A 24,199-nucleotide genomic window follows, 5' to 3' on the forward strand; every position below is an offset into this window, starting at 1 on the left:
AAACACTATCCCTACCCCCCAGATTGATGGCCTGGTCAACCTGATCACAGCGTTGAAGAGCGTTTTTGTGATCAAGCACTTCGGGGGGCATCGCGAATATCCGGGCCAGTTAAAAGACGGCAAAATCTGCCCCGGCAACATTGGCATGGAGCTCGTGCGTGCCATCCGCTCCAATACCGGCCTGATGTTTCCGCCTACCTCATGAAAAAATTGATCGCTATCGGCACTTTCAGCCTGCTGGCCGTGCTCTTCATCGGCTACTACGAATCCCTAGACGATGCAGAGGTAAGCAAAGTCTTCTTCATCAAGAAGTCGCCCACTTTGCAGGTTAAGTTCAGGAACCTGTCCGCCAACGATGCTGACGACAAGCCGCTGGAAAAGCTGACTACCGAGCAACGTGAGCAAGTGATCGACTACTGCAAGTACCGCCTCGGTATCGAAACCGATCTGAATACACAGGAGGAGCTAGAGGTCTGCAAGCAGCGGTGATCGTCGCCAAAGCTTCATACCCAGAGCTAGTAGGGCGGCTTCTTAAGGAACCACGAACGAGCACCTCCTCAAGCCTTCCGCAGATCGCCCTGTATCTGCTTCAGCGCCGCGGCGAATTTCTGCTGGCGTTCCTCCAACTGCTTTTTGCGCTCAGCGTTGAGCGTGCCGATCTGCTTGGCCAGGTCACGCAGCGGCGGCTCTTTGGTGATCACCCGCTTGAGCTCGGGCTCGTTCAGCACGGAATCGGTCTTGGCCACGGCCTCCTGGGCCGCGGCGAAGCGCTGCGCCAGGTGTTTGCCGAAGGCCGCCAGCTCGGCGTCGAGGTGTGCCGCCAGTTGGTCGTCCGGCCCGTCGCCAGCGCGTTTGGCCTTGGCGCGTAATTCTGGCAGGTCGGGCACCTTGAGCAGGGTGCCGGCGCGCACGCTGGTGATCTGGTCCAGCTGCGGGTTTGCCTTGAGCAGGGCGTCCTCAACCTTCTCACGCTGGCGTGGGGTAAGGCGGGTGAACAGCTTGTCGGCCAGTTCGCCGAGGTTCTTTTCGCCGCGAAAGGTGGTGACGGCCATGTCGTACGCTCCTAGAAGCCGATGAGGTTGGTCAGCCCCATGTCGAGGGGGATGGGAGCGCCATTGATGACGCGGATATTGCCGGTGCTGGTGTTACCCATGACGATGGCCTGCTTAACCTGTGGATCGGGGTGCAGATGCAGGGTGTCGTGGTCGCCCTGGCCGATCAGGCGGTTGTTGCTGGCATTCAGCGTGCGTGCCTGCAGGTCACCGGACTGCGCACCGTCATTGGCCGCGCCCTGGGTCTCACAGCGGTTGCCGGCAAACAGGCAGTGCTCGAGGCCGGCGCACAGGCTGAGCGGCACATTGCTCAGCGGAGCGCGCAGGCGATTGTTCTGGATCGCCAGGTCGGCCGGCCTGCGGGCCACGGCGAAGGCTCGGTTGGCAGTGAGCAGGTAGGCGTTGTCCGGGGCGGCAACCAGGTAGCCGGTGCTGAAGTTGCCCGGATTGCGCAGCGCCGTCGGAGCGATAAGAATGGCGCGCCAGATGGCGGGTTCCGGCTTCTGCTGCGGATCCTCGCCGACCCGGTCGACCTGGTTGCCCTCGAGCATGGCGCTGTCGAAGGGCGGCACTATCTGGATCGCCACCAGTTCTCCGCTGCTGCGGTCCGGGCCTATGCCGAAGAAACGGTTGTCCTCGACGCGCAACTGGCCGACGGCCAGGGCGCGCAGCCCAGCAATAGCCGGCGAGAGCAGGGCGCCACGCGCCACCTCGGCGACCAGGTTGTCGCTGAAGTCGCCACGCGCCACGCGCAGCAGCTGCACGGCGGCGAAGGCCTTGCCCTGGTCATTGGCCTGCAGGCCCAGGTTGCGACAGCGGTTGCCGTTCATGCTCAGGTGCTGCACCGCGCCATCTTCCCCCATCACCAGCGCGCCCAGACCGATGTCCTCGATCAGGTTGCCGTCGATGGCAGCATGCTCCAGCGGCTGCTGGAGGGCGATGGCATTGCCCTGCAGCCCACGCAGGCGGTTACCCTCGATGCGTGCATCGCGGATGCCCTCGGGGTCCAGGCCTTCCTCCAGAACTATGCCTTCGCCGCTACGTTCGCCACCGCTGATTTCGTTGTCGCGGATGCGCAAGCCGTCTACCCCGGCGCGTATGCCATCGCCCTGGGTGTAGATGACGTTGCCCTCGATGCTGAACGGTGACCCCGGCAGCACGGCGCCGCTGGCTAACAGCGCCGGCTGGTTGCCGTTGATCATCAGGTTGCCGTCGATGCGGGTATTGCCGTAGTGCAGGCTGATGCCATCCAGATTGACGGCTCGCTGGCTGCAGAAGAACAGATTGCGCGTTACCCGCAGCTCGGCGCTGAGCAGGTGTTCGCCGATACGCACGATGCCGCGCTCGGCCACCAGCGCGCAGTCGCTGATGCTGACGCCGAGCATATTGCCGCCCAGGCCGATGGCCGCGCTGGCGCCATCGCCAGTCGCCAGGCACAGCACGTTGATGTGCTCGGCGCGCAGGTCGACCGTATTGCGTGCACGCAGCGCCGCCGTGGTGCTGGCGCTGGTGGCCGAGGCGACCAGGCTGAGGTTCTCCAAGGCCACGCCGTTGCTGGCGCTGATGTCGATAATGGCGCCGGGCGCGCTGCCGACCAGCAGCGTGGCCCAGCCCTGGCCGCGAAAGCGCAGCGAGTTGGCGCCCTCGACCGCGAGCGGCTCACGGAGGTTGTAGGTGCCGATGCCCAGGCAGATGGTGCCTCCGACATCCTTGATCGAGTCGATGGCCTGCTGGAGGGTGGCGGCGCCGCTGTTGTGGCCCTCGGCGCTGACGCAGACGGTGCAGTCGCAGCCTTCGCCCTCGGCGATCGGCGGCCAGAGCACACGGCAGTCGGTCTCCTGGTCGGGGAAGTTGACCATAGCCAGGCGCGCGTAGTGGTGGTGGATGCCTAGCGGAGGCGCCTGGTTGAGCAGCTCGATGCTGGCGTCCACGGTGCGTGCGGCGAACACCCAATGGTCGCCGCTCTTGAACTGGCCGCCAGCCGGCGCCAGGCCGAACTCCACCAGGATGCCGTGTTCGAGGAACAGGCGGGTGCCGGCCGCGGGAATCTGGATATCGCCGGCCGCACCGGGGGCGTTGAGGTCCGCTACCTGGCTGCCGTTCTCGCGGCGCACCAGACCGGCCTGGTCCCAGCGCCGCACCCGGGTATTGCGCGCCGGGTTGGTGACCTGCTGGGCGTTGGTGGGGAACATGCCGACGGGCAGTGCCAGGTCGAACTGCAGGGTCCGTGCGCCTTCGTCGACGCCGCCGGCCACGCGGATGCGGCGCAGCTCGCCGGGCAGGTTGTGCAGTTCGCGCCAGTCGTCGGTCACCTCCACCCAGTCGCCGTCGTGGAAGCGCAGCACATCGTCGCGGCCGATGCTCTCGACCGTGATGCGGTCGCGCGCCGGGTTGATGTGGCTGACCCGCGAGGCCACCGTAGCGTTGTCCCGCGACCACTTGAAAGTGGCGGTGCCGAGCACGCCGCCGCGGTGCACCTCGACCCGGTACAGCTGGTTCTCCAGGCCGCGATAGCCGGCGGCCGGCGGCACCTGGCAGGGATCGGGCTCGACGTTCGGCACTCCGGTGCTGGTGGAAAGGCGCGCCGCCGAGGGGGCGGTCAGGGCCAACCAGCCGGGTACGTCTTCATCCTCGGTGGCGCAGGTGCTGTTGCCGACATTGGCCAGCACCTTGACCTGCCATACCGTCTGCAAGCGGCCGGTGCTGTCCACGCCCACGGCCTTCTCGACCAGGTCGGGGGCCTGCACCGCCGTCACCTCGCGCTGCCAGACATCGACGTAGACCAGGTGCGGCCCACCCTGGGGCAGCGGCGGCGGGTTGGGGTAGTACGGCTGGCTGGCGTAGTTCAGCGGGTTGCTGCCGACCTGCTCGGCCAGGCGTGGCTCCCAGACGTTGGGCGCGGCACCGTGGTTCTCCGCCAGCAGACCGTCGACATAGATGCGTCCGACGCCGATGCTGAAGCTGCCGCCGCCGGCCTCGATGCGGAAACCGTCCGGGGTGATGCGCGGCACCACGTTGCCGCCATAGGTATCCAGCGAGCTAGCCTGGATCCGCCGCGCCAGCTGCGCTACCCACTCGTTCCAGTCGGCGTCCAGCTGGACCCGTCCCTGCTGCATGACGACGCCGAGGAAGTCGCGGCGGACGTCGAAGCGGATTCGACTCAGATCGAAACTCATGATGCTCCCTCAGGATTCGTGGAAGATGCCGGCGCGCAAACCCACCCGCAGATATTCCGCGAGGCGGATGCGCAGGTTGGTGACCCGCTGCGCGCCGTACAGCTGGTGGAAGACGCCCATCTCGCTCTCGTCGTCGGCGCCCTGGAGAATTTCCGGAGGAGTGGACGAGGCCAACTGGCCGTAGGCCGGGGTGCCGTAGCGCAGCGAGGTGAACCGTGGCGCGATGTGCCGTGCGCTGCTGCTGGAATCCGGCTGGCAGCGATGGCGTCTGGGCACCCTGGAGTTGAATGGCAGCCAGCTGAAACGCACGCAGCCAACCTGCTTGCGCGCCGCGCGCACCGGCACCGCCCAGCTGTCGCCCTGAGCCAGGGCGGCGAACAGGATGCTGTTGGAGATAAGCCCCACCTCGGCGGTGTGCACCTTGCCAATCAGGGTGCAGGCGCTGAGCGACAGCACCGCGCCGGGCGAAGTACCGTCGCCTGCGGCGAAGGCCACGCCGTCGCGGGCGGTGGCGTCGATCAGGCTGTCGCTGGCCGCCACCTGCGCGTGCTCATGGGCACGAATGGCGCCGAGCAGGCAGCGGTCGATCTGCACGGCCAGCCCCGGAATCTCCAGCACCAGGCTGGCCGCGTTCGGCTGCAGGGGCTGGCCGGCGGCATCCAGCGTGATGCCGGGCACCAGGGTGCAGTGGCTCAGTTCCAGGCGCGCCAGGGCATTGCCGGCCACGGCCGGCACCTGCAGCGCTGCGCCGGCGATCAGCAGGCCGTTGAGCAGGCAGGCGCTGTCCACCGCGCCGGCGATGCTCAGCCCGCTCAGCACCAGGGTCGGACGGCTGCCATTGCTGGCGCGGATCTCCACCGCGCCGTCGGCCACCACCTGGATGTCCAGCGCCTCCTCGTAACGGCCGTTGTCGGTGATCTCCACGACGCCATCGCCGGCGATCTCGGTCAGTGCGGCGCTGATGCTCGGCTGATCGTCCGGCACCCGCACCAGCGCGCGCCCGGCCGGCACCACGGGCAAGTCGGCCCCGCGTTCGTATTCGCCGCCACCGATGTCGGCGGAGAAGCCTTCGTGCCAGGTCAGCTGCACATCGGCCGGGTCCGGGGCATCGCCGGGCAGGGCGATGCGCCCCAGCAGCGGGTCGATGGCATAGGTGCCGTCGGCCGGCGGCGTGTGGGCCCAGCCGGCGCCGTCGTCGCCCAGATGGCAGATGCAGATCTGCTCACGTTCGATCGGCACGCCGTCGACCCACAGCCGCAGGCTCGGCGCCGGGTTGTCGAGCGCTGCCGTGGCGTTGGCACGCACACCGTAGTGGCGGGCCAGGTGTGCTTCGAGGCGCCGCCGCGATAGCGGCCAGGGCACGTTGTCCGGTTCGGCCAGGTGGCCGATGTCGTCCTCCACCTGTGGCTTGTTGTACAGCGCCAGGTCGTGGCCCAGCGGGCTGGCCCGGTAGCGCCGCGGCCCGGCGCGCAGGCAGGGGGCCTGGCTGCGCGGGTAGGCCTGGATGCGCCACAGGTGCAGGCCGACGTTGGGGATGTTGTGGCGACCGCGAGCGGATTCGATGCGGCGCACGTCGACGCTGCGCTGGGCCGTCTCGAACGCCGTGCCGAGCCACTCCAGGGCCTGGCCCTGGCGCAAGTCCGGCGTCTGCAGGGCATGCAGGCGGGGATGGTTCATGTACTGGGTGGCGCACAGGCGCTGGAAGTACTCCACGGCGCGGGCGTCCCAGCCGGTCACGTCGCGCGCCAGCTGCTCCAGCACGGTGGCCGTGCCCTTGCGCCGACGCAGGGCGATGGTGTGGGCGACCTCGGCGCGCGGGCTGGCGATGCCGGGCACGCTCTGGTGCAGGCTCTGGTAGCCGATCAGGTCGCCGATATAGGGCACCACCCAGTCGGCGCAGGTCTCGATGAACAGGTCGTCGTGCAGCTGCTCCAGTCCTTCCTCGGCCACGCCCAGCTGCTCGGCCAGCAGCGCCACCAACTCCTCCAGCGGGCCGCGGGCCAGGCCCTCGGCCTGCGCCAGTTCGGCGTCGCGGACACGGTGGATGGCCGGCAGCAAGGCGAACAGGGATTGCGCGTCCAGGCTCATGGCAGCACCTCCAGCTCGACGGGCGCGGCGGCCAGGGTCAGCAGCTCGGCGGGCTGCGGCAGGCCGCTGGGCGAGGCCACCGGCAGCGCCGCATACAGGCGCGGCACCAGGCCCGGTGGCTGGCCCTGGCGATACAGGCGGGTGATCTGCACCGCCTGCACCCCGGCGATGCGGTGCGCTACGGCGGCCAGCTCGTCCACCGAGACGGTCTGGCCGAAGTCGCGACGGGCGAAGCCGAAGTGCTCGCGCAGGCCGGCCTCGACCTGTTGCAGCACCACTTCAGCGTCGTACTCCGCCAGCACCTTGACCGCCAGGCGGCAGCGGAAGCGCGCATCGACGTAGCTGAGCAGGCGCAGCGGCATCAGCGGGTCGCCATAGGCCAGCAGGGCGCCGAGCAGGGCGGCGTGGGTGGCTTCGCCCTGGTTCACCGGCGCGCCGGCGACCCCGGCCAGAGTGAGGAACACGCCGCGCGCCGGGCCGCTGGGAATCCACAGCGCATGGGCCTTGTCGATGCCGGCGAAGGCGCGGGCGAAATTGGCGTAGTCGGTGATGGACACGGCGCGGTCCAGGGTCAGCACCGTCAGCGGCGCGTTACCGCGCGCCTGCTCCAGACTTTCGGCATCCTCACCACCAGTGGCCGGCACCGGGTTGAGCACTTCGCCAACGCCCAGCGGACGTGACAGCAGGGTGGTGAGCTTGCCGGCGGCCAGGTTGCCGGCGCCGCCCAGGCCCTTGCGGTAGCGCGCGCGCAAATTGCTGTGGCCGCTGGGCAGGCGCGCGCCCTCGCGGCCGTCGCCGAACTGCAGGCTGGCGAGGCCGGCCTCGTCCTGGCTGGTCTCGTAGCTGCGTGCGTTGGCCGGAGCACCATAGAGGGTGGGCAGCTCGCTCCACAGCACGTCGTTGACCCGCAGCTCCAGGCTGGAGACGCGCCCGCTCGGCTTGCTGGCGCTGGTGTAGGTGAGCGGCGCCTGGTTGAGCTGGAAGCGCTGGTTGGCCAGGGCTGCGTTGCCGTCGCCGAGTATCGCCTCCACCGTTTCGCCGTGGCTGGCCGGGGCGACGTTGCCGTTGATGCGCAGCGTGGCACGCTCGTAGACATGCTCCAGCGCCGCGCCGAGCTTGAGGCTGGTGTGGTCGCGGTCGTGGCTCAGCGCATCCTCGCCGTCGGCGATGAAGGCGATCTGGCGCACCAGGGGGTCGTTCTTCTGCCCGGGCGCCAGGCGCAGCTGGTTGCCCTTGGCCTGCAGCAGGCCGCTGCGGCCGTCGCGGTCGAGCAGGTACAGGCGCAGGGTGACCGAGGCATTGCCGAGCAGCCCGGCGAACTCCTCGGCGCCGAGCGCCACCGGCGTGCTGCCGAACAGGCGCTCGGCCGGGGCCAACATGAACAACTGGTCGCCATGCTCCAGGGCCAGGCTGCCGCCCTCGTCGAGCTGCAGGGCCAGGCCGCTGGCCTGCAGGGTGATGCGCTGGCGCCGGCCGCTCAGGGCCAGAGGCTGGCCGGGCTGCAGGCCGTCGACGCGCAGGTCGAGGTCGAGCAGGTCGCCATACACCGGGTGGAACAGCGGCGTGGCGCGGGTCGTCAGCGCCTCGCTCTGTGCCAGCACCAGGGTCTGGCGCAGCGGGAACAGGCTCGCGCTGAGGTTCTCGTCGGTGTCCGGGGTGAGGCGGGTGACCTTGCCAGACAGGGCGAAGGCGCTGCGGCTGCGGTGGATCACCCGCATCGCGCGGAACAGCTCGACATAGCCCGGCAGATCGGCGCTGCCATAGGCGGGGTCGTTGGAGACCAGGGCGAACCAGCTGCCGGCGACGATCTTGGCATTGTCGGTGTCCAGGTCGATGGCCGTCGGGCTGATGACGAAGTTCTTCCAGCGCCAGTCGGTGGCGGTGCCCTTGTCGATCTGATGGCCGATCTGGATGTTGTCCTCGCCGAGCAGGTTGGGGTCGGGCGCGTTGTGGCCGAACAACGCGGTGCGCTGGCGCAGGGCGAATACCTTGGCCCCCGCGCCGCTCGGGTTCATCGCAGGGAAGCCGCTGCCCAGCGGGTGGTTCCAGGACAGGCGGGTGCGGCCGTTGTCATTGTCCGGCTCGACCCGGGCCAGCACGCGCACGTCCCAGCGCTCGCTGCCGGGGTCCTGCTCGCGTTCGGCGCCGACGATGAGGATGGCGTCGCCGGGCTGCAACTGGGTGGCGAGGCCATCCAGCCACAGTTCGGTGTCGCCCTTGCGCGGCCGCCAGGCACGGCTGGCCAGGGCTGGCATGGCATTCCACTCGGCCCGCGCCGGCGCCGCAGCGACGGTCTCGAAGGTCTGCGCCTGCTCGCCCTGGCCCGGCACGCTCTGCACCTTGGTGCCGACCGGGATGACGATGGGCTCCACCGGCAGGCCTGGCGCGCTCTGCAGGGTGAAGGCCAGGTGGGTGGAGGCGGCTACGCCAGGCGCCGGGCGATAGCCGATCAGACGCGCCATCTGGCGTACCGAGAACTGCTCGGTGGCGGTGCGCAGGTAATGCTCCTGGGCATAGCGCTCGGTGTAGAAGCCGAGCACGTCCAGGCTGCAGGCCAGGGCGTCGCCCAGGGCCAGGGTGAAGTCGCTGCTCTCACGGCTGGTGAGGGCGGCCAGGGCCGGGTATTCGGCGCTGGACAGGCGCGCGCGCAGGCTGTCGAGGAAGTCCGCGTGGCGGCCGATGCGGTAGTCGATGACCGGCAGGCCGGGCGGGTTGGCGATGCGCCGCGGGGTGTCGGCGTCGACGCCGGCGCAGCAGTCGCAATCGGGTTGGCGGGCCATCACTTGCCTCCATGCAGATTGAGCCGCAGCACGCCGTGCTCGGGGAAGTTGGGGTCGTTGTCCAGGCGGGCGATTTCCAGGCGGCCGAGGCCGATGAAGCCGTCGGCCAGCGGCTTGGGATCGGCCTGGCCCTGGCGCTGCAGGCGCGTCACCTGCACTGAGGCCACCCCGGGCACGGTACGTGCCGCGGCGTACAGCGGGCTGAGGAAGAAGGTCTGGCCGAAGCTGAAGTTGTCCGGGTGGAACAGGCCGCGGGTGCCGTCGGCGCGCTGGCGGTTGCCGAGTACGTCGAGCAGGCCGCGGCGCACGTCGCTGCGGAAGTAGCCGGCCCTGACGCAGACCAGCAGGTCGATCTCCAGCGACACCTGCACCGGCTGGTTGACCCGCAGGTCGTGGCCGGCCATGCGGTAGCGGTCCAGGTGCTCGACCACGGCCTCGGCGAAAGGCGCATCTACCGCCGCACCGCCGTCGCGGTCGACGGTGACGAACACCGTGTGCCAGCTGCCGGTCCAGCGCAGGCCGGCAGCGGCGCGCTGCACACCGGCCAGGCGCTCGGTGACCTCGGCGTAATCCTCGGGCGTGACGGCCCGCTCCTGGGTGCGGAATGCTTGCGGCGCGGCGCGGCGCAGCTCGGCGGGATGCTCGGCGGCGAGCCCGCCGGTGGCCGGCAGCGGGTTGCTCACCGCGACGATGCGCGCCTCGGCGCTGACCACATGGGCAATGCTGGCGGCGCCGACATTGCCGGTCGGGCCGTTGCCGACCCGGTAGTAGGCCCGGAAGTCGTCGCCGACGTTGGGCCGGCGGCCATGGCGGTCGTCGCCGAAGCGCAGGCGGGCGCTGCCGTCGTTCTCCGCTTCGAGCACGAAGTGGCGGTCCTCGGCCTTGCTGTCCAGCAGGTTGCGCTGCACGCCCCAGTGTTCAGGGCTGACCTGCGGACCGCTTTCCAGGCGCAAGGCGGGCAGTGCGTCGGCGCTACGCCAGCGCAGGGCAGCGCTGGCGGCGGCATCCGGGTCGAACAGCACCCATTCGCGGCGCAGCAGGCCGCCGTCCAGCACCCGACGCTGGACCCGGCCCCTGTGGGTCACCGGCCCCTCGGCCAGCAGCGGTCGGTAGCGCGGCGGCAGCGGCTCGGCGGCCTGCAGCTGGCAGGCGCCACCACTGGCCGGGTACTGCAGGCGTGGCTGCGGCACCTCGGCCAGCGCCTCGTCGAGCACGCTGCGACCGTGGTCGACCAGCAGCATGTTGCCCAGGGCGAGGCTGACGTCGGCCAGCTGCACCTGGCCGTGGGCCTCGTCCGTCTCGCTGGAGATGCACAGGGCGAAGGGCAGGGCGTCGTCGGCATGCCAGGCGATCTCGGTGATCTCGCTGTCGTCCAGCGGGTCGAGCAGCGGGTCGCTACCGTTGAAGGCGCGCACCCGGGTCAGACGTACGGCGTGGCGGTGCTGCGGGTCGGCGTCGGCCGCCTCGCCGGTGAGCGGCCCCATCACCTCCTGCAACAGCAGCACATCGCCCACGGCCAGGTCGGGCAGGTGGCCGCGCAGGGTGGCGGCGGTGGCGCCTATCGGCAGACAGCAGCGGGCATCGCTCCAGGTATGGAAGAACAGTTGGTTGTGCGCCTCGCGCAGGCTGATCTCGTGCATCGGCTCGAACACCAGTGGCGTGGCCTGCAGCGCCTGTCGCTCCTGCGGCGAGTCGGCGAGGATGCGCGCCGGCACGCCAGGCACCCGGGTGTAGAAGCGCAGCCCGGCGGGCAGCGGGAAGGGGCCGCCGCTGACCTGCAGGTGCAGCCAGGCGCGGGCGTTGCAGCCTTCGTGCAGCTGGTAGTCCACCAGCAACGCGTGGCGGCGCAGGCTGCTGCGCCGGCGCGCCGTGTGCAGGTAGGCCTCGGTGGCGACGGCGTCGAGCTGGTAGTGCTGCAGATCGCCGACATAGGCGATCAGCTCGCCCAGGGTGGTGGCCAGGTCCGCCGGGCTGCGGTCGCGCCAGCCGGGCATCTGCCGGGCCAGGCGGTCCATCACCAGGCGGCGCAGGCTGGCATAGTCGCGGGCCAGGTAGTTGATGTCGGCGGCGGCAGCGACCGGTTCGGGGCAGTCGTGCTGCGGCTTGCAGTCGAAGTCGCTGGGGCATTCGACTTTGAAGGCGAAGTCCACCGCCGACAGGCGCGGGTCGAAGTCCGCCAGCGGGGTGTCCAGCGAGCCGGCCTGGCGCAGGCGCAGGCTATAGGTGGAGTGATCGCCGTCGCTGTCGGTGCGTACCACCAGCACATGGTCGGGCTCGTCCAGCGCCAGGAACAATGCCTGCTCGGCGGCGCTGGCCTGGGCCGGCGGGGTACTGGCGATACCGAGCCACTCGACATTGACCTGGCGTACGCGTTCACCGCCGCTGACGCTCAGGTTGTCCGGGCTGAGCCCGGCCGGCACTGGTTTCAGCAGGCGCACCAGCAGGGTGCGCTGGCGCGGGCTGCCCGGTGGCGCGTCGAGGTCGAGCACCTCCAGATGGTCGATGCCGTTGAGGCTCGGGTGGGCGTCCACCAGGGCCCGGCGGTTTTCCTCGCAGCAGTGGTAGATCATGCTGGTGCTCCCTGCACGAAGCTGTCCTCGCGCCGCTGGTTGCTACGCAGGATGCGGTACTGCACCTGCACCGCCAGACGTGCGTCGACGGCGCTGACCTCGACCGCCTCGACCTGGATCAGATCGGCCAGCCACTGTTGCAGCGCACCTTGCACGAGGAACTGCACGGTGGCCGCCAGCTCCGGGCTGTTCGGCGCGAACACCAGCTCGCGCAGGCCGCTGCCGAAGTCGGGGCGCATCACCCGCTCGCCGGGCGCGGTGAACAGCACCTGCTCGATCAGCCCGCGAATCCAGGTGGCTTCGTCCGCCTCGCGGCTGCGGCCATGGCCGTCGAAGGAGTAGGGGAAGTGCAGTCGCTGGGTCATGCTCAGCTCCCTATCACGCGGGTCTGCGCCGCTACCGGCAGCAGCGGCGTGCCGTTGGGCGCGCAGACCGCCTGGCTGTCCATCAGCACCAGCGGCTGGCCGTTGGACAGCACCCGGGTCGCCGCCACCACCCATTGCCCGGTGACGCAGGGCACCGGGCTGCTGGAGACATTGAATGGACAACCGGCGATCACATAGGGACCGCTCATCAACACCGTTGGCTGGCCGCTGACCAGCACCCGCGGATTGGGCACGGTCGGCGTGGCGGTACCGCCGTGGGCGCAGAGCACACTGGCGCCGACGTGGAGGAGGGGACCGGGCATCTCAGCAAGCCTCCGTGAGCCACGGGGCACGCTGCTGCGTTGCGTGTCTGTCCATATCTGCCTCCTTGTTCCGCATTCCACGGGAACTGCAATCGATCGCCCGCATGGGCGGCCTAGATCACCGTCAGCGCGCCGTTGTTGATGGTGACTGCCGGCCCGATCAGGGTGAGCATGGCGCCCTTGCCGTTCTGGATGTAGATGCCGGTGTCATTGACTATCAGGGTGGCGCCGGTGGCGCTCTTGAGCATGATTCCGCCGGTGGGGCCAGGCAGGTCGGAGATGGTCAGGCCATTCTGCAGCGGGGTTTGCAGGGTGATGGCCGACAGCCCCGGCGGGGTGAGGCGGGCCAGGGCCGGGATCTCCGCCGCGCTGCCCCAGAAGCAGCCGACCCAGATCGGGTGGTCGGGGTTGCCCTGCTCGAACTCGATCCACACCCCGGAGCCGATCATCGGCAGCGCCAGCATGCCGTTCTGGATGCCGGCTACCGGCACGCAGGGCATGGCCCAGCTGGTCGGGACCAGGCCAGCGACATCCGGCACCTGCACCTGCAGGCGGCCCTGCTGCATGGGGTCGATGTTGTTCAACACCATGCCGCGATACTTGCCGTAGTAGCGTTGCTGGCTCATGCGGGCACCGTGGGCGTGATGGAGATGAGGCCGTTGCGGCTGAGGTTGAAGCTCTGAGTGAACTTGCCGCGGGCCAGGGTGCTGGTGACGCTGCTGACGTAGTACAGGCCGTCGTAGGCAACCCCGGCGCCGCGCACCCCGACCAGCTTGCGCGGGCGCAGGATGCGACCGTAGCGCAGCACGTCGAGGCTGCCGCTGGCGGTCACCGCATCCTGGGACTTCTTCGCCTCGGCCAGCCCGGCGCTGATGGCTTGCATCGGGTTCATCTTGGCCGTGTCCTTCATCATCTTGATGTTGGCCAGCGGCGTGGACAGCACGCCCAGCGGCGGCTGCAGCGGATTGAGGTTGGGAATCGGGATGGGGATGGGTACGCGGGTCATCTGGTTCTGGATGAACACCACCGGCAGCACGCCCTTGGTCGGGTCGAAGCTGAAGTTCAGCGACTCGACGTTGGTGTGCGCATCCATGTCGATGTTCAGCGCCGGCTGCGGCGGGCCGACTTTGATCTCCGGGCCGAAGTAGGCGATGTTGGTCAGCGGCACCTCGCCCGGTTCGATGTAGAACACATGGCCGACTTCCTCGGCCAACTGGCGGATATAGGCCAGGTCGGTGCCCTGCTGGGCGGGGATGCGCTCGATGGGGATCGGCACATCCGTGAAGAACGACGGGATCGGCAGGGGAATGATGCCGAACGCCGCGTACTTGGCGCAGATCAGCGCCACCCGCGCCTCGATCGGCATGGCCGGGTAGGGCATGCCGGAGAAGTCGATCAGGTCCATGACCTTGGTCAGGTCCTCGCCGGTGATGGTGATGCTGCCGGGCTGGCGGTTCTGCCCGGCCTGCACCTCGACGTTGGTCAGCACGCCGTCGAACAGCGGCTGCGGCCGCCCACCCAGGGTAACGATCAGCACCACCCGCAGCGGCGGCGTGCCCAGGCTGGTGTTGTTGCCCACGGCGATCAGGAACAGGGTGTTCAGCTCGGACTTGCTGTTGACCTTGAAGCGCAGCTGGAAGCCGCTGGCCCCCTCGCTGGCGCTGGTCACCGTGACCTCTTCGAGGGCGTCGATCAGCATGGCCGGTACCGGCAGCGGAATGATCGGGCCGATCAGCAGGCTGAGGTGCACGGCGTTGCTCATGAGTCCGCTCCTGGCACGCCTTCCGGCAGGGTAATGCGCAGCGTGCGGCCGACCGTCTCGGTCAGCTCGTCCGGGCGCAGCGCGCCGTTGCCGTCGCAGAGCCGCCAGTACTGCTGCGGGTCACCCAGATAACGCGCGGCCAGGTTGTCGATGCGGTCGCCAACCGCCACGCGATGTTCGCTCAGGGTGGCGAAGTGCTCCGGCGGCGGCACGAAACGCCGCCGCACATAGCTCAGCACCTCGCCGTCGGCGCGGGTCCACTGGGCGATGTCCAGGCCGTGGTAACGGCTGTCCGGGGCGAAGGCCGGCGCGGTAATGGCATTAGCCTGCAGGAAGGCCTTGAGCGGGTCGGTCATGGCAGGCCTCCGATGCCCAGCGCGTCGAAGCCGAAGGTGGCGGCCTTGCCGGCCAGCTTCTCGCGCGATTGCAGATAGGCCATGAACAGCCCGCCGCCCTTGTGCTCGAAACCGAGGTCGTCGATCGAGAGCACGCGCAGGCTGAGGTTGCAGGTGGCGTTGATCGGGTTCAGTTGCGGGTCGAAGGCTTCCTCGGCGATGGAGAAGTCGGTCACCCGCACCGGCACGATGCGCTTGGCGCCCCAGACGAACAGCACCAGTGACGACTCCATCGGCGCTATCTCCAGGGTGCCGGCTGCGGACAGCGCCTTGCCGGCCAGCAGATCGGCCGCCGCCGGATTGATCAGCGACTCCAGCACCGCCAGCTGCGGCGCGATGCCGGCGTCCACCACGGCCTGATGCTGCTCGGGAAACTGCAACTGGTCAGCGGCATCGATCTCCGCCTCCAGCTGGAAGGTCTCCACCGCCGGCCCCTTGAGGCGCAGGGCCTCCGAGCGCTCGGCGCCTTCACCGGCGCCTTGCACCTGCAGGCTGCGGGTGAGCTTCTCCGGGTTGTACTGCAAGGCGATCACCCGGCGCACCCGAGCCGACTGCGGGTCGATCATGACCAGGCCGGCTTTGATCAGGCGCGGGCTGCGAGACAGGCTCATGACCACTCTCCTTGTTGTCTAGAAATGGAAGGTCAGGCTGCCGCCCAGGGATGGACCTGGGGCGACGCCGGGACCGGGTGGCGTATCCGGGCGGGTGAGCGGCCCCGTTACGCCGATCTGCGCGGAAAACACCGGCACCTCGCGGCAGGGCGCGCCAACGCGCTCGATCTCCGAATTCAGTTTCACAATCGCGGAGACCACCTCGGCATAGCGCATGTGCGGCGCGAAGGTCTGCGACAAGGCGCTGGCGTCCGCAGCGGGGGCGGGCGGGTTCTGCACGGCGAGGATCGCGTCGCGCAAGCGATTGCCGGCCGTAGTCAGGGCGCTGCGAGCGGCTTCCGGGCTGACCGCCTGGCAGGTCGTCCGCGTGGTTTGTACCGTGAGTCCGGCCGAACCTACGCCCTCGGTGGTAATACCGGCACGGGCGATGATGCGCACGTGGGGCACGGCGTTGATGGTGGCGGTGAAGGAAAACTCGCTGGTGCTGGCGTTCAGCGAGAACACCACCAGGCGCGCGCCGCTGAAGGGCACGGGCAGCTGGATGGCCAGCGAAGCCGGAAGGTCGATGGTGAATGCCGCCGGCCCCAGGTTGAAGTTGATCGTCGTTGAAGGCAGTGACAGTCCGCCGCCGCTGCCGCTAGAACTACCGCCGCCTGTAGTGGCTGGCGCCGGTTGCGGCCCGGTCATGGAGCGGCGAGGGCCAGGGGCTTGCGGCGCCGAGTAGGAACCGAAGTTGGGTGTCAGGCAGGGGTTGCCGCCCACCAGGGAGGTAACCGGAACGCCGGGGACGCAGGCGCGCCAGGCGCTCAGCATGCGTGCCTGGGTGACGACTTCCGGGGCCTGACGACTGAGGCGGCACAGGGTTCCCAGGTCACAGGCGGCCTCGGCCGCGGTGGCCTGGGCCGAAGCCGGAGTGGCGGGGGCCTGCTGACGAAGAACCCGTTGTTGCCCTGCGGGCGATTGCTGCACCACATGAGCCAGTTCATGCGCGAGTAGCTCGCGGCCTGATGACGTCTCGGGCGCGAAACGTCCCTGCGCGAACACCACGTGGGAGCCTACGGTGTAGGCATGGGCCGAGACATCGCGGGCCGAGGCACTGGCCTGCTCGTCGTGATGGATGCGCACGCGGCTGAAATCATGGCCAAAGCGTGGTTCGAAGAAGGCACGGCTGCTGGCCGGCAGGGCCGTACCGGGAGTATTGAGCACGCTGGCGACACTGGCGGGCGCCGGACCCGCCTCCGCTGTGGTGCTGGCCAGGCGACTGAGCAGCGGGCCGTGCGAGCCCGGCAGCGGAGCGGCATGGCCCATGTGCAGTACCTGCGCCGCGGCCCGGTCGGCTTCCTGTTCGAGAGGATCATGGCTGGCACCGATGCTCAGGCGCTTCTGTATGCCCAGGGCCTTTTTCTTGCGGCAGCTTTCGCACTCGCTGTCCATGCCCGCCGAGCCGCCGCACGCGCATTTTCGCTGCAGCAGAAGATGACTGGCTGCTGGTTGGGCCGAGGGGGTGGTAGTGGTTTTCACTGAACCGCTCCTCGGCCGATCGACCCGTGGTGTGCCGCCACGCGTGCGGTTATGCGTTCAGGCCACACGGCTATCGCCTCCCGCCGGTGGTTCACCCATGTCGACCTGGGCCACCAAGTCGGGGTCGAGTCCCATTTCGCGCACCTCTTCGCGGCTGTAGCCGAGGAGCAGCAGCAGAGCGACGGCCTCCGCCATCGACAAGCCTGCGGCGGCCAGTTTCGTCACCGGCTCCGGGTCGAGCAGGGCGACGATGACGGTCGCCAGCAGGGCCAGCGACAGCCCCAGAATCAGCAGGGCGTCGAGCACCCGTGAGGTGGAGGTGTCTGGACGCGAAGCGCCAAAACACATGCAGCGCTTGTCGGGATAGGTGCCGCCCCAGTAACACTTGCCGCTGCCACCATGACCGCAGGAATAGATCCCCTTGCACATGTTCTGCGGCACGCTGGCGCAGTTGACCCGCGCAACAAAAGGCGCCGGCGCCGCAGGCATCGACACGCTGTCGTTCGTCGCGCCATTGCGGGCTCGCGCCTGCATGGCAGCGACGGCAAAACGGTCGGCGGCCTGTTCATAGGCATCGCCCGGGACGTTGATGTCTAGCGGAGCGGCGGCGCGGTCACGCAAGGCGCCTTGCTGGAGGGTGTGTGCCAGTTCATGGGCCAGCAGATACTGGCCGGCAGGGGTTTCCGGTGCATAACGGCCGGCACCGAACACCACATGATTACCCACGGCGTAGGCATGGGCATCCACCGCCTGCGCCGAGGCGGCGGCCTGCTGGTCGGCATGCAGGCGCACCTGGCTGAAGTCATGGCCGAAGCGTGCGGAAAAGAAGCGTTGGGTATGCGCATCGAGTGGGCGGCCGGGACGGGCGATGACGGCGTTCACCAGCGCGGGCGCGACCTGTCCGCCGCGCTTGCGGGATGACGAGTCTGAACGGCTCGGGCTCAGGTTCTGGTACATCGTGCGCCTCTTTCGTTCGTCACTGCGCCGCAGCGGCCTGGCCGCCCGGTGCTGCCGGATTCATGGGTCGAGACTGGACAAATGCCCGGTATCGATTTCGCTGCTTGCCCTGGTCACCGACCAGGTGCCGCTGGTGCGTTCGAGCATCAGCACCGTGTGCCAGTGTTGCTGCCGCGCGGAGTCGTAGGTGCTGCCGTCCGCGCGCCGGATGCGCACGAACTCGACGAAGTTGATCTTCTGCAGCAGGGCGTTGTAGCTGCTGGTGGTCATGGTGCGGAAACCCGGACGGTCCAACGAATACATCTTGTGCAGGCTGCCGCTGGCGATCGGCGTGAGGCATTCATCCGAGTCATGGCTGTCGTCATCGCTGCCGGCCGGCTTGTTCCAGGCGCTGACCGTTTCCCATGGCCCGCTCATGCCCAGCGGCCATGCGGGCTTGCGGTGATACTTGGCTTCCTTGGTGCGCTTGATGTCGTAGCGGTAGGCCGGGTCGTGGTCACGCAGGTGGGGCGCCAGCTCGATGCCGTTGGTCAGCTTGCCCGGTTCGCTGTCGACGCCCAGACTGCCGCGCGCCAACGCCGCGCAGTTATCACTGCTGACCGAGCCGGAGTTGCGCACCGTCCAGTCGTGCACGCTGGGTTCGCGCGAGGTGGGGCGGGCGACGCCTGGCGCATGCAGCGCGACCACCCGGTTATCCGCCAGGGCGCTGCCGAAGCGCTCAGTCTCGCCATTGGCGAAGAATTCCAGCGAGGCCGCTGGAATGCCGGGTTTGCCGCCAACCGATGGGGCGTTGAGCTCGCTGGCAACCGCCGCCACGCGCGCACAGGACAGCGGCCAGTTGGTATCCGGCCCACCTTCGATGCTGGCGTAGCCGTCCAGGCGCACCACGGGTTGCAGCGGCGACAGGTTCCACTCGGTGGCAAAGCCGGCGAGGATGGCCTTGTCGGTCGTGTCCAGCTGGCTGCCTCCAGACGGAAAGTGCATCGTCAGCAGGCTTTCACCCGCCGAATCAGTGGCGATCGGGCAACTCATGGCCGGCGCCGTGGCCGGATCGTTCTCCAGGGTATGACGGCGCACGGTCAGGGGAGTCGACCGGCCCTGCTGGACCACGTGCGCGAGCTCATGGGCGAGCAGATGTCGCCCGGCGTTGCTGGCGGGCGCGTAACGACCGCTGGCGAAGACGATATGTCCGCCCAGGGTGTAAGCCTCGGCGCCGATATCTCTGGCCGAGGCAGCGGCCTTGGCATCGTGATGCACCCGTACCTGACCGAAGTCGTGACCGAAGCGGGGCTCGAAGAAGTGCCGGGCGGCAGGCGCCAGCGCTTCACCGGCGCTCGCCAGGGTGCTGACGACGCTGGCCGGTGCTTGTGCCGGGGCGGCCAGCGCAGATGCTCGCTGGAGAGGCAGCGCACCGGCACGGGGCTGCAAGTCGAAAGCAGCAGAGTCGAGGATCCGCTTCGCCGTGCGCTCGGCTTCGTGTTCCAGGGGATCGTCGCTGGTACCGATGCTCAGCTGACGTTGCAGGCCCAGAGCATGCTGCTGTTTGCAGCTTTCGCACTCGGTATCCGGCCCCTTGGCTGATCGGCCGCAGGCGCATTTGCGCCGCAGCACGCCGGCAACCGGCAGGGCGGCCGGCTTGGCCGGGGTCGGCTGCAACGCTGCGCTGTTCATGCCTTGCCTCCGCCGACGATGCGTTGGGCGATCGCTTGCCCAGTGCCAGCTGGAGTGGCTGCAGTGGTGACCTTGCCGGCGCGGATGCGCGCCTGGTTACCCTGGGTGATGAGCGGCGCGTCGAGCGCATGGTTGCCCAGCTCGTTGGCCACGGCACGGGATATCTCGTCCGCCAGGGCGCCGGCGTCTACATCGGCGAAACCGCGCAGAACCAGCTTGTCGATGTGCACCAGGATGCGGGTCATGACCACCCCCGCACTTCGGCTTCGGCGAAGGGCTTGTCGCGCTTGGCCGCTTCGAGGCGGGCCGCATGGCGCAGCAGGGGCATGGTGACCGGCGTACCGGCCTCGGCGGCGAGAAATGCCGCTGCCAGGGCGATGTTGCGGATGTTGCCGCCCGCGAGATTGAGACGGGCGAGCTTGCTGTGATCGAGTGCCTCGACCGGCGTCTGCGGTGGGAACACGCCGCGCCAGATGGCTTCGCGCTGGGCGGTATCGGGGAACGGGAAGTTCACCACGAAGCGCAGCCGACGGCTGAAGGCCGAGTCCAGCGCGCTCTTGTGGTTGGTGGTCAGGATCGCCAGCCCGCGATAGGCCTCCATGCGTTGGAGCAGGTAGCTCACCTCGATATTGGCGTAACGGTCGTGGCTGTCCTTCACGTCGCTGCGCTTGCCGAACAGGGCATCCGCTTCGTCGAAGAGCAGGATGGCGCCAATGTCCTCGGCCGCATCGAAGACCTTGCGCAGGTTCTTTTCAGTCTCGCCGATGTACTTGCTGACCACTGCCGACAGATCGATACGGTAGAGCGCCAGCCCGAGCGTCTTGGCCAGTACCTCGGCCGCCATGGTCTTGCCGGTGCCGGATTCGCCGGCAAACAGGGTGGCGACGCCCAGCCCCCGGTCGCTCCTGTCGGCAAAGCCCCAGTCGTGATGCACGCGGATGCGCTGGCGCGTGTGCACCGTGATCTGCTCGAGGGCGCGGCGCTGCGTTTCGGGCAGGATCAGGTCGGACCAACCGGCGCGCGGCTCGATGCGTTGCGCCAGTGCCAGCAGCGGCGCTTCATCACCGCGGCACTGGCGATGCAGCATGCTGCGGCGCTCTTCGGGAGCGAGCGGGCCCACGTCGATGGAGATATCGCCAATACGCCGTGCACTCAGGCGATAGCCGCTGGCGAGCTGGTCGATGTCGTCATCCAGGCCGTCGGCGGCGCCGCCCAGTGCGGCGCGCCACAGCTCACGCTGGCTCGGCATGTCCGGCTTGTCGATGCGCAGCAGATGAGTCGGCAGCGCCAACGCGATCGGCTCGCGCGTCGCGATAAGGACCAGGCCATGCAAGCTGCTGGCGAGCTTGCGCACGGCGTCGGTATGGCTGTCGGCGTCGGCGATCAGCAAGGTGCTGCCGAGCAGTGCAGCTTCCCGCTGCCAGAGGGTGGCCAGTGCCACGCATTCGTGCAGCCCTTCAGGAATATTCGCGGCGTGCAGGCGATACAGACGCAGACGCAAAACATCGGCAACGATTCGAGCGACATCCTCCTGGGCCAGCGGGTCGTCTCCCGCCAGCTGTACGACCCGTGTTGCGCCGAAGGTTGATTGCACCATCGTCGCCAGGCCCATCGCGGCTTCCATGTGCGCGGGCGCCATCAGCCGGGCCTCGGCGACAGGTTCGATGAGGCTGTGCAGGCGGTGATCAAGGTCATTGAGGCCGGCCAGGTAGTGCAGGACGCGCTCATCGAGCGCCACCCGGCCACCGGTCAGGCCGGCCTTTTCGTCGACCTCCACCAGGCGCCAGCGGCGCAGCGGGCTGAGCGGTGCGAGCGCGCTCCAATGGGCCTCGGGCAGCACCGCCAAGGCGAGACCGAAAGTAGGGAAGGGGCTTCCTGTCGTCTCGCGGCAGCGACGCGCGAGTTGCATGTCCATCTCGACGCCGGCTGCGAGCAGCACGATGTCACGCTCGAAGCGGCTCAGGGCAAAGCGCTCGGTCAGGTGATCAAGCGCCGCCAGCGCGGGCATGCACGCGGCCGCATTGGCCACCCCGGCCTGCGCCGCGGCCAGATCGCCGTCGCCCAACAGCGCACGCAGGCGGGCAAACTCGGCCACCAGCAATTGCTGGTTGGCGGTGGACCAGTCGAGATCGAGCGGTGCGTTCATGTGATCGTCACCCGCAGGTCGAAGAAGGTCGGCGGGGTGGTGCTACGGTCGACGATAGGGCTGTCGACACCGTCGATGCGCAGCCGCGCCAGCGGGGCGCCGACGGCCGCGTTGCGGGCGATGAAAGTGAGTGTGGTGGTGGGCGCGACGAAGGCCTCGGGCCGAATTTCCTCGCTCCCCAACAGCAACGAAACCTTCTGCCCAGGTCGCAGTGCGGGGGTGAAACTGAGGGCGATATGGGCGTCGTCACTGCCGTCGCGCACCACGTTCATGGGCAGATTGGTGATGCGGGGGGCGATCACCGTCGCCAGCCGGTTGCTCGTGCGCGGTTGGCTCTCGCTCGGCATCACCACGCTGGCGGTGATGTCATAGATGCCCACCGGAAAATCGGCCGCCCTGGCCGGCGGGATAAGCAGATTCATATGATCTGCCGCGCTGCTGCCGCTGGCAGCGATCGTTTCGTCGATGTCGAAACGGTCGTTACGCAGTTGCAGGGTGCGGGCGCTACCGTCGAGGTGATGACCTTCGATACGGGTGTTCTGTCCCAGCTGCACCACCGACTGGTTACCCGCGGGCAGTATGGCTTCGAGCGTGGGCAGCGGCGCAATCATCGAGGGCGAGACCACCACGCCACGTTCTCGCCGGCTGATCGGGTCGACTTCGCCGCGGCTGAGCACCGGTAGCGTCGGACGTGTGCTGTGTTGCGCTTCGATCAGCACCACCGAGACCTGATAGGCGGCACTGGGGCGGTAGTGGGACTGGGTGGCGGTCCACAACTTGGTCAGCTCCTCACTGTTCAGGAACTGAGGCGATATCTTCACCTGCTCGAGCTGGTCCGCCAGTCCGCAGTCGGCCAGCGCCTGCAGGGCCGGCGGCAGATCACTACCGATATCGGGCGATGGGTTGAGCGCGGTACGGATCATCTCGCGGGTGAGCACGGGGTACTCATGCATCAGTTGCATGGCGTAGCCGAGCAGGATTTCGGCATGCAGGTCCATGTTGCCGTAGGCCGAGATGAGGTAATGCAGGTCGAGCGCGAGCGGCGCATTGGTGAGCCGGTGGCGGCCCGAGGCATCGCGCGAGGGCAGGGCCTCATTGCGCCAGCCGATGTTGGGCGAGACCTGATAGAGAAACAGGTTGAGCTGTGTCGCCTCGGCCCCTTCCGCCGGGAGTACCCGGTCAGGCGGCAGGGCCGTGACTGACACTGTGCTGCCCAGCACGCCAGCCACGTTGTGATTGACCATGCCATCGTTGAGACGGTCGCGCAGCACGGCGGTGACGCCGGCGATGGCCAGGGCGGTACTCATGAGCCATCCCCCTTGCGCCTGGCCAGGTAGTCATCCAGCGAGAGCGGCGCTGCGCCCTTGCGCGATGGCTTGCTGGCCGGTCTGGACTCCTGGATGGCTGTCACTTCGATGCGGCCGATATGGATATGCACCTCGTCCGGCTCGCGTGCAGGTACCGCCGATGCGCTAGCAGAGGCTGATGCGGCTGGGGCGGAGGCAGCTCCTTGCGGGTTTGCCGGGAGCAGGGGTAGCGGTAGCACGAGATTGTCCAGCGTTCGCTCCGGCACGCGCAGCACGCCGCCAATCTCGCTGCCGGTGGCAGGGGGCAGCGACGGCTGGGCGGCGGGTTGCAGGGGCAACTCAACGGGCACTTGAGCGAGGGGGACAGGCGTTGACAGATCGTCTGGTGATTGTGGTGGCAGCAAGGCTGCAGGCACAGCGGGACCGCGAATCTCGGCATGCTTCTCGGGCGCACGGCCCGACAATCCAGCGGGCTCGGCATGAATAGTCACGCCGGGGCGGGGCAGGGGAGCGATCCACTCTTCCTGCGTGACTTTCTCGGCCTGCTCCTGCAAGCGCCCAGATGGAGCATGCCGAGTTGGCGGGGCAGCAGGCGTCACGCGTTGTGCCGAGTCGGTCGGCACCTGCAGTGGCTGCCTGTCCGTGCGCGATGGCGGCGCAGTGGCGAACTCCGGTGTGGGCTGCGGGCGTTCGGGTAGGGATTGATAGGGCAGCCGTGCCGGCGAGTGCAGCATCGTCCCGCGCTGTCCAGTGGCCTGGGCGGCCAGACGCAAGAACAGGCCGCTCATGACGCCACCCGAGCCAGATAGGCACTGCGCCGGGCTGGGCTGAGCGCGAGTATCTCGCTCTCGCTCCAACCGTAGGCCTGCGCCAGCCTATGTATGTCGTCGAGCAAATGGCGACTGCTGGCCTCAATTTCCTCCCACAGGTAGGCGGGCACATCCAGGCTGGCAGCGTCGGCATGCTTGCAGGCAGGGCACTGGAAGTTCAGGGAGATGTCCGCCCAGGGGTCGGCCGCCTCGATGGCGGCTTCGATGGCTGGGCGTAGCGCTGCATCGGCTGCATCGCCGGCGCCGCATGCGTGCAGCAGCCGGGCAGAGGCATCGGTCAGGTCGTGCATGCCGGCAATACGCGCCAGATCGCCGATTCCGGGACAGCGAAAACGCTGACCGGCGACTTCCACCGACTCGGCAGGCATCTCCATTGGCGGCAGCTGCTCCGGCAGCAGGACGAACTCCATGCGCTCGCCGCAGGCCGGACAATCCAGCCAGAGCGGCAGCTGCGTACCGAAGCTGCGCCAGTGCAGGCGCATCAGCGCCGCGTTGCACTCGCCCAGGGGACGCTCGGCCAATTGCTCGACCGCCAGTTCCGGCGCTGCCTGGGCGAACAGCAGCAGCGCGCGATCCAGGGGGTGGCGCACCGCGCCGTGCTCCCAGAGCGTCAGCAGTTGTGCAGGCGTCAGCGGCAGCATGGCT

The 24,199-nt window shown here is 68.5% G+C and carries 20 protein-coding genes and 1 pseudogene; 2 read left to right on the plus strand and 19 right to left on the minus strand.

Going from position 1 to position 24,199, the window contains the following annotated elements:
• Nucleotides 1-205: pseudogene (locus PA6_RS23765) on the plus strand (N-acetylmuramoyl-L-alanine amidase); the annotation flags it as partial.
• Complete coding sequence (locus tag PA6_RS19995; RefSeq protein WP_021702791.1) at nucleotides 202-489, plus strand: hypothetical protein; 288 nt, start codon at nucleotides 202-204, stop codon at nucleotides 487-489. The pseudogene PA6_RS23765 and the gene PA6_RS19995, both read left to right, overlap by 4 nt.
• A 68-nt stretch (nucleotides 490-557) precedes the next feature.
• Here PA6_RS19995 and PA6_RS20000 read toward each other — a convergent pair whose 3' ends face one another.
• The 19 genes from PA6_RS20000 to PA6_RS20085 all read right to left on the minus strand — a co-directional run bounded on the left by PA6_RS20000 (nucleotide 558) and on the right by PA6_RS20085 (nucleotide 24,195).
• Nucleotides 558-1,052, minus strand: a complete 495-nt coding sequence (locus PA6_RS20000; protein ID WP_021702792.1) for a hypothetical protein — start codon at nucleotides 1,050-1,052, stop codon at nucleotides 558-560.
• An 11-nt stretch (nucleotides 1,053-1,063) separates the two neighbouring features.
• Nucleotides 1,064-4,228, minus strand: coding sequence for a DUF6519 domain-containing protein (locus PA6_RS20005; RefSeq protein ID WP_021702793.1), 3,165 nt, complete (start codon nucleotides 4,226-4,228; stop codon nucleotides 1,064-1,066).
• Nucleotides 4,229-4,237: 9 nt separating this feature from the next.
• Entirely contained in the window at nucleotides 4,238-6,316 is a 2,079-nt protein-coding gene (locus PA6_RS20010; protein ID WP_021702794.1) for a hypothetical protein, read from the minus strand.
• Nucleotides 6,313-9,096 (minus strand): putative baseplate assembly protein, encoded by a 2,784-nt coding sequence (locus PA6_RS20015; protein ID WP_021702795.1) that lies wholly within the window; start codon nucleotides 9,094-9,096, stop codon nucleotides 6,313-6,315. Before PA6_RS20015 ends, PA6_RS20010 begins: the two co-directional genes overlap by 4 nt.
• Nucleotides 9,096-11,666: a putative baseplate assembly protein gene (locus tag PA6_RS20020; RefSeq protein WP_021702796.1), complete on the minus strand. Its 2,571-nt coding sequence runs from the start codon at nucleotides 11,664-11,666 to the stop codon at nucleotides 9,096-9,098. Before PA6_RS20020 ends, PA6_RS20015 begins: the two co-directional genes overlap by 1 nt.
• On the minus strand, nucleotides 11,663-12,031 hold the full coding sequence (locus PA6_RS20025; RefSeq protein WP_021702797.1) for a GPW/gp25 family protein: 369 nt from the start codon (nucleotides 12,029-12,031) through the stop codon (nucleotides 11,663-11,665). The genes PA6_RS20020 and PA6_RS20025 overlap by 4 nt, the downstream gene beginning before the upstream one ends.
• A gap of 2 nt (nucleotides 12,032-12,033) precedes the next feature.
• Entirely contained in the window at nucleotides 12,034-12,354 is a 321-nt protein-coding gene (locus PA6_RS20030) for a PAAR domain-containing protein (RefSeq protein WP_021702798.1), read from the minus strand.
• Between the two features lie 113 nt (nucleotides 12,355-12,467).
• Nucleotides 12,468-12,980, minus strand: a complete 513-nt coding sequence (locus PA6_RS20035) for a phage baseplate assembly protein V (protein WP_021702799.1) — start codon at nucleotides 12,978-12,980, stop codon at nucleotides 12,468-12,470.
• Nucleotides 12,977-14,116, minus strand: a complete 1,140-nt coding sequence (locus PA6_RS20040; protein ID WP_021702800.1) for a hypothetical protein — start codon at nucleotides 14,114-14,116, stop codon at nucleotides 12,977-12,979. The genes PA6_RS20035 and PA6_RS20040 overlap by 4 nt, the downstream gene beginning before the upstream one ends.
• Complete coding sequence (locus PA6_RS20045) at nucleotides 14,113-14,472, minus strand: hypothetical protein (RefSeq protein ID WP_021702801.1); 360 nt, start codon at nucleotides 14,470-14,472, stop codon at nucleotides 14,113-14,115. The genes PA6_RS20040 and PA6_RS20045 overlap by 4 nt, the downstream gene beginning before the upstream one ends.
• Nucleotides 14,469-15,122 (minus strand): hypothetical protein, encoded by a 654-nt coding sequence (locus tag PA6_RS20050; protein ID WP_021702802.1) that lies wholly within the window; start codon nucleotides 15,120-15,122, stop codon nucleotides 14,469-14,471. The genes PA6_RS20045 and PA6_RS20050 overlap by 4 nt, the downstream gene beginning before the upstream one ends.
• Before the next feature lie 18 nt (nucleotides 15,123-15,140).
• Nucleotides 15,141-16,643: an eCIS core domain-containing protein gene (locus PA6_RS23530; protein ID WP_217997230.1), complete on the minus strand. Its 1,503-nt coding sequence runs from the start codon at nucleotides 16,641-16,643 to the stop codon at nucleotides 15,141-15,143.
• Between the two features lie 57 nt (nucleotides 16,644-16,700).
• A complete protein-coding gene (locus tag PA6_RS22560) occupies nucleotides 16,701-17,600 on the minus strand; it encodes an eCIS core domain-containing protein (protein ID WP_021702804.1) in 900 nt (299 codons plus the stop codon).
• A 60-nt stretch (nucleotides 17,601-17,660) separates the two neighbouring features.
• A complete protein-coding gene (locus PA6_RS22565) occupies nucleotides 17,661-19,271 on the minus strand; it encodes an eCIS core domain-containing protein (RefSeq protein ID WP_021702805.1) in 1,611 nt (536 codons plus the stop codon).
• Complete coding sequence (locus tag PA6_RS20070; RefSeq protein WP_021702806.1) at nucleotides 19,268-19,516, minus strand: hypothetical protein; 249 nt, start codon at nucleotides 19,514-19,516, stop codon at nucleotides 19,268-19,270. The genes PA6_RS22565 and PA6_RS20070 overlap by 4 nt, the downstream gene beginning before the upstream one ends.
• Nucleotides 19,513-21,417, minus strand: a complete 1,905-nt coding sequence (locus PA6_RS20075) for an ATP-binding protein (protein WP_021702807.1) — start codon at nucleotides 21,415-21,417, stop codon at nucleotides 19,513-19,515. Before PA6_RS20075 ends, PA6_RS20070 begins: the two co-directional genes overlap by 4 nt.
• Nucleotides 21,414-22,724 (minus strand): DUF4255 domain-containing protein, encoded by a 1,311-nt coding sequence (locus tag PA6_RS20080; protein WP_021702808.1) that lies wholly within the window; start codon nucleotides 22,722-22,724, stop codon nucleotides 21,414-21,416. The genes PA6_RS20075 and PA6_RS20080 overlap by 4 nt, the downstream gene beginning before the upstream one ends.
• Nucleotides 22,721-23,512, minus strand: coding sequence for a superantigen-like protein SSL4 (locus PA6_RS23535; RefSeq protein WP_021702809.1), 792 nt, complete (start codon nucleotides 23,510-23,512; stop codon nucleotides 22,721-22,723). Before PA6_RS23535 ends, PA6_RS20080 begins: the two co-directional genes overlap by 4 nt.
• Complete coding sequence (locus PA6_RS20085; RefSeq protein WP_021702810.1) at nucleotides 23,509-24,195, minus strand: hypothetical protein; 687 nt, start codon at nucleotides 24,193-24,195, stop codon at nucleotides 23,509-23,511. The genes PA6_RS23535 and PA6_RS20085 overlap by 4 nt, the downstream gene beginning before the upstream one ends.
• Nucleotides 24,196-24,199: the final 4 nt, after the last annotated feature.

This window comes from Aquipseudomonas alcaligenes NBRC 14159 (assembly GCF_000467105.1).
In the GTDB taxonomy this organism is placed as follows: Bacteria; Pseudomonadota; Gammaproteobacteria; order Pseudomonadales; family Pseudomonadaceae; genus Aquipseudomonas; species Aquipseudomonas alcaligenes.

Excerpts from the sequence above, each read along its gene's own strand:
- PA6_RS19995 (WP_021702791.1), top strand. The coding sequence starts at position 202 with ATGAAAAAATTGATCGCTATCGGCACTTTCAGCCTGCTGGCCGTGCTC.
- PA6_RS20000 (WP_021702792.1), bottom strand. The coding sequence starts at position 1,052 with ATGGCCGTCACCACCTTTCGCGGCGAAAAGAACCTCGGCGAACTGGCC.
- PA6_RS20005 (WP_021702793.1), bottom strand. The coding sequence starts at position 4,228 with ATGAGTTTCGATCTGAGTCGAATCCGCTTCGACGTCCGCCGCGACTTC.
- PA6_RS20010 (WP_021702794.1), bottom strand. The coding sequence starts at position 6,316 with ATGAGCCTGGACGCGCAATCCCTGTTCGCCTTGCTGCCGGCCATCCAC.
- PA6_RS20015 (WP_021702795.1), bottom strand. The coding sequence starts at position 9,096 with ATGGCCCGCCAACCCGATTGCGACTGCTGCGCCGGCGTCGACGCCGAC.
- PA6_RS20020 (WP_021702796.1), bottom strand. The coding sequence starts at position 11,666 with ATGATCTACCACTGCTGCGAGGAAAACCGCCGGGCCCTGGTGGACGCC.
- PA6_RS20025 (WP_021702797.1), bottom strand. The coding sequence starts at position 12,031 with ATGACCCAGCGACTGCACTTCCCCTACTCCTTCGACGGCCATGGCCGC.
- PA6_RS20030 (WP_021702798.1), bottom strand. The coding sequence starts at position 12,354 with ATGCCCGGTCCCCTCCTCCACGTCGGCGCCAGTGTGCTCTGCGCCCAC.
- PA6_RS20035 (WP_021702799.1), bottom strand. The coding sequence starts at position 12,980 with ATGAGCCAGCAACGCTACTACGGCAAGTATCGCGGCATGGTGTTGAAC.
- PA6_RS20040 (WP_021702800.1), bottom strand. The coding sequence starts at position 14,116 with ATGAGCAACGCCGTGCACCTCAGCCTGCTGATCGGCCCGATCATTCCG.
- PA6_RS20045 (WP_021702801.1), bottom strand. The coding sequence starts at position 14,472 with ATGACCGACCCGCTCAAGGCCTTCCTGCAGGCTAATGCCATTACCGCG.
- PA6_RS20050 (WP_021702802.1), bottom strand. The coding sequence starts at position 15,122 with ATGAGCCTGTCTCGCAGCCCGCGCCTGATCAAAGCCGGCCTGGTCATG.
- PA6_RS22560 (WP_021702804.1), bottom strand. The coding sequence starts at position 17,600 with ATGTACCAGAACCTGAGCCCGAGCCGTTCAGACTCGTCATCCCGCAAG.
- PA6_RS22565 (WP_021702805.1), bottom strand. The coding sequence starts at position 19,271 with ATGAACAGCGCAGCGTTGCAGCCGACCCCGGCCAAGCCGGCCGCCCTG.
- PA6_RS20070 (WP_021702806.1), bottom strand. The coding sequence starts at position 19,516 with ATGACCCGCATCCTGGTGCACATCGACAAGCTGGTTCTGCGCGGTTTC.
- PA6_RS20075 (WP_021702807.1), bottom strand. The coding sequence starts at position 21,417 with ATGAACGCACCGCTCGATCTCGACTGGTCCACCGCCAACCAGCAATTG.
- PA6_RS20080 (WP_021702808.1), bottom strand. The coding sequence starts at position 22,724 with ATGAGTACCGCCCTGGCCATCGCCGGCGTCACCGCCGTGCTGCGCGAC.
- PA6_RS23535 (WP_021702809.1), bottom strand. The coding sequence starts at position 23,512 with ATGAGCGGCCTGTTCTTGCGTCTGGCCGCCCAGGCCACTGGACAGCGC.
- PA6_RS20085 (WP_021702810.1), bottom strand. The coding sequence starts at position 24,195 with ATGCTGCCGCTGACGCCTGCACAACTGCTGACGCTCTGGGAGCACGGC.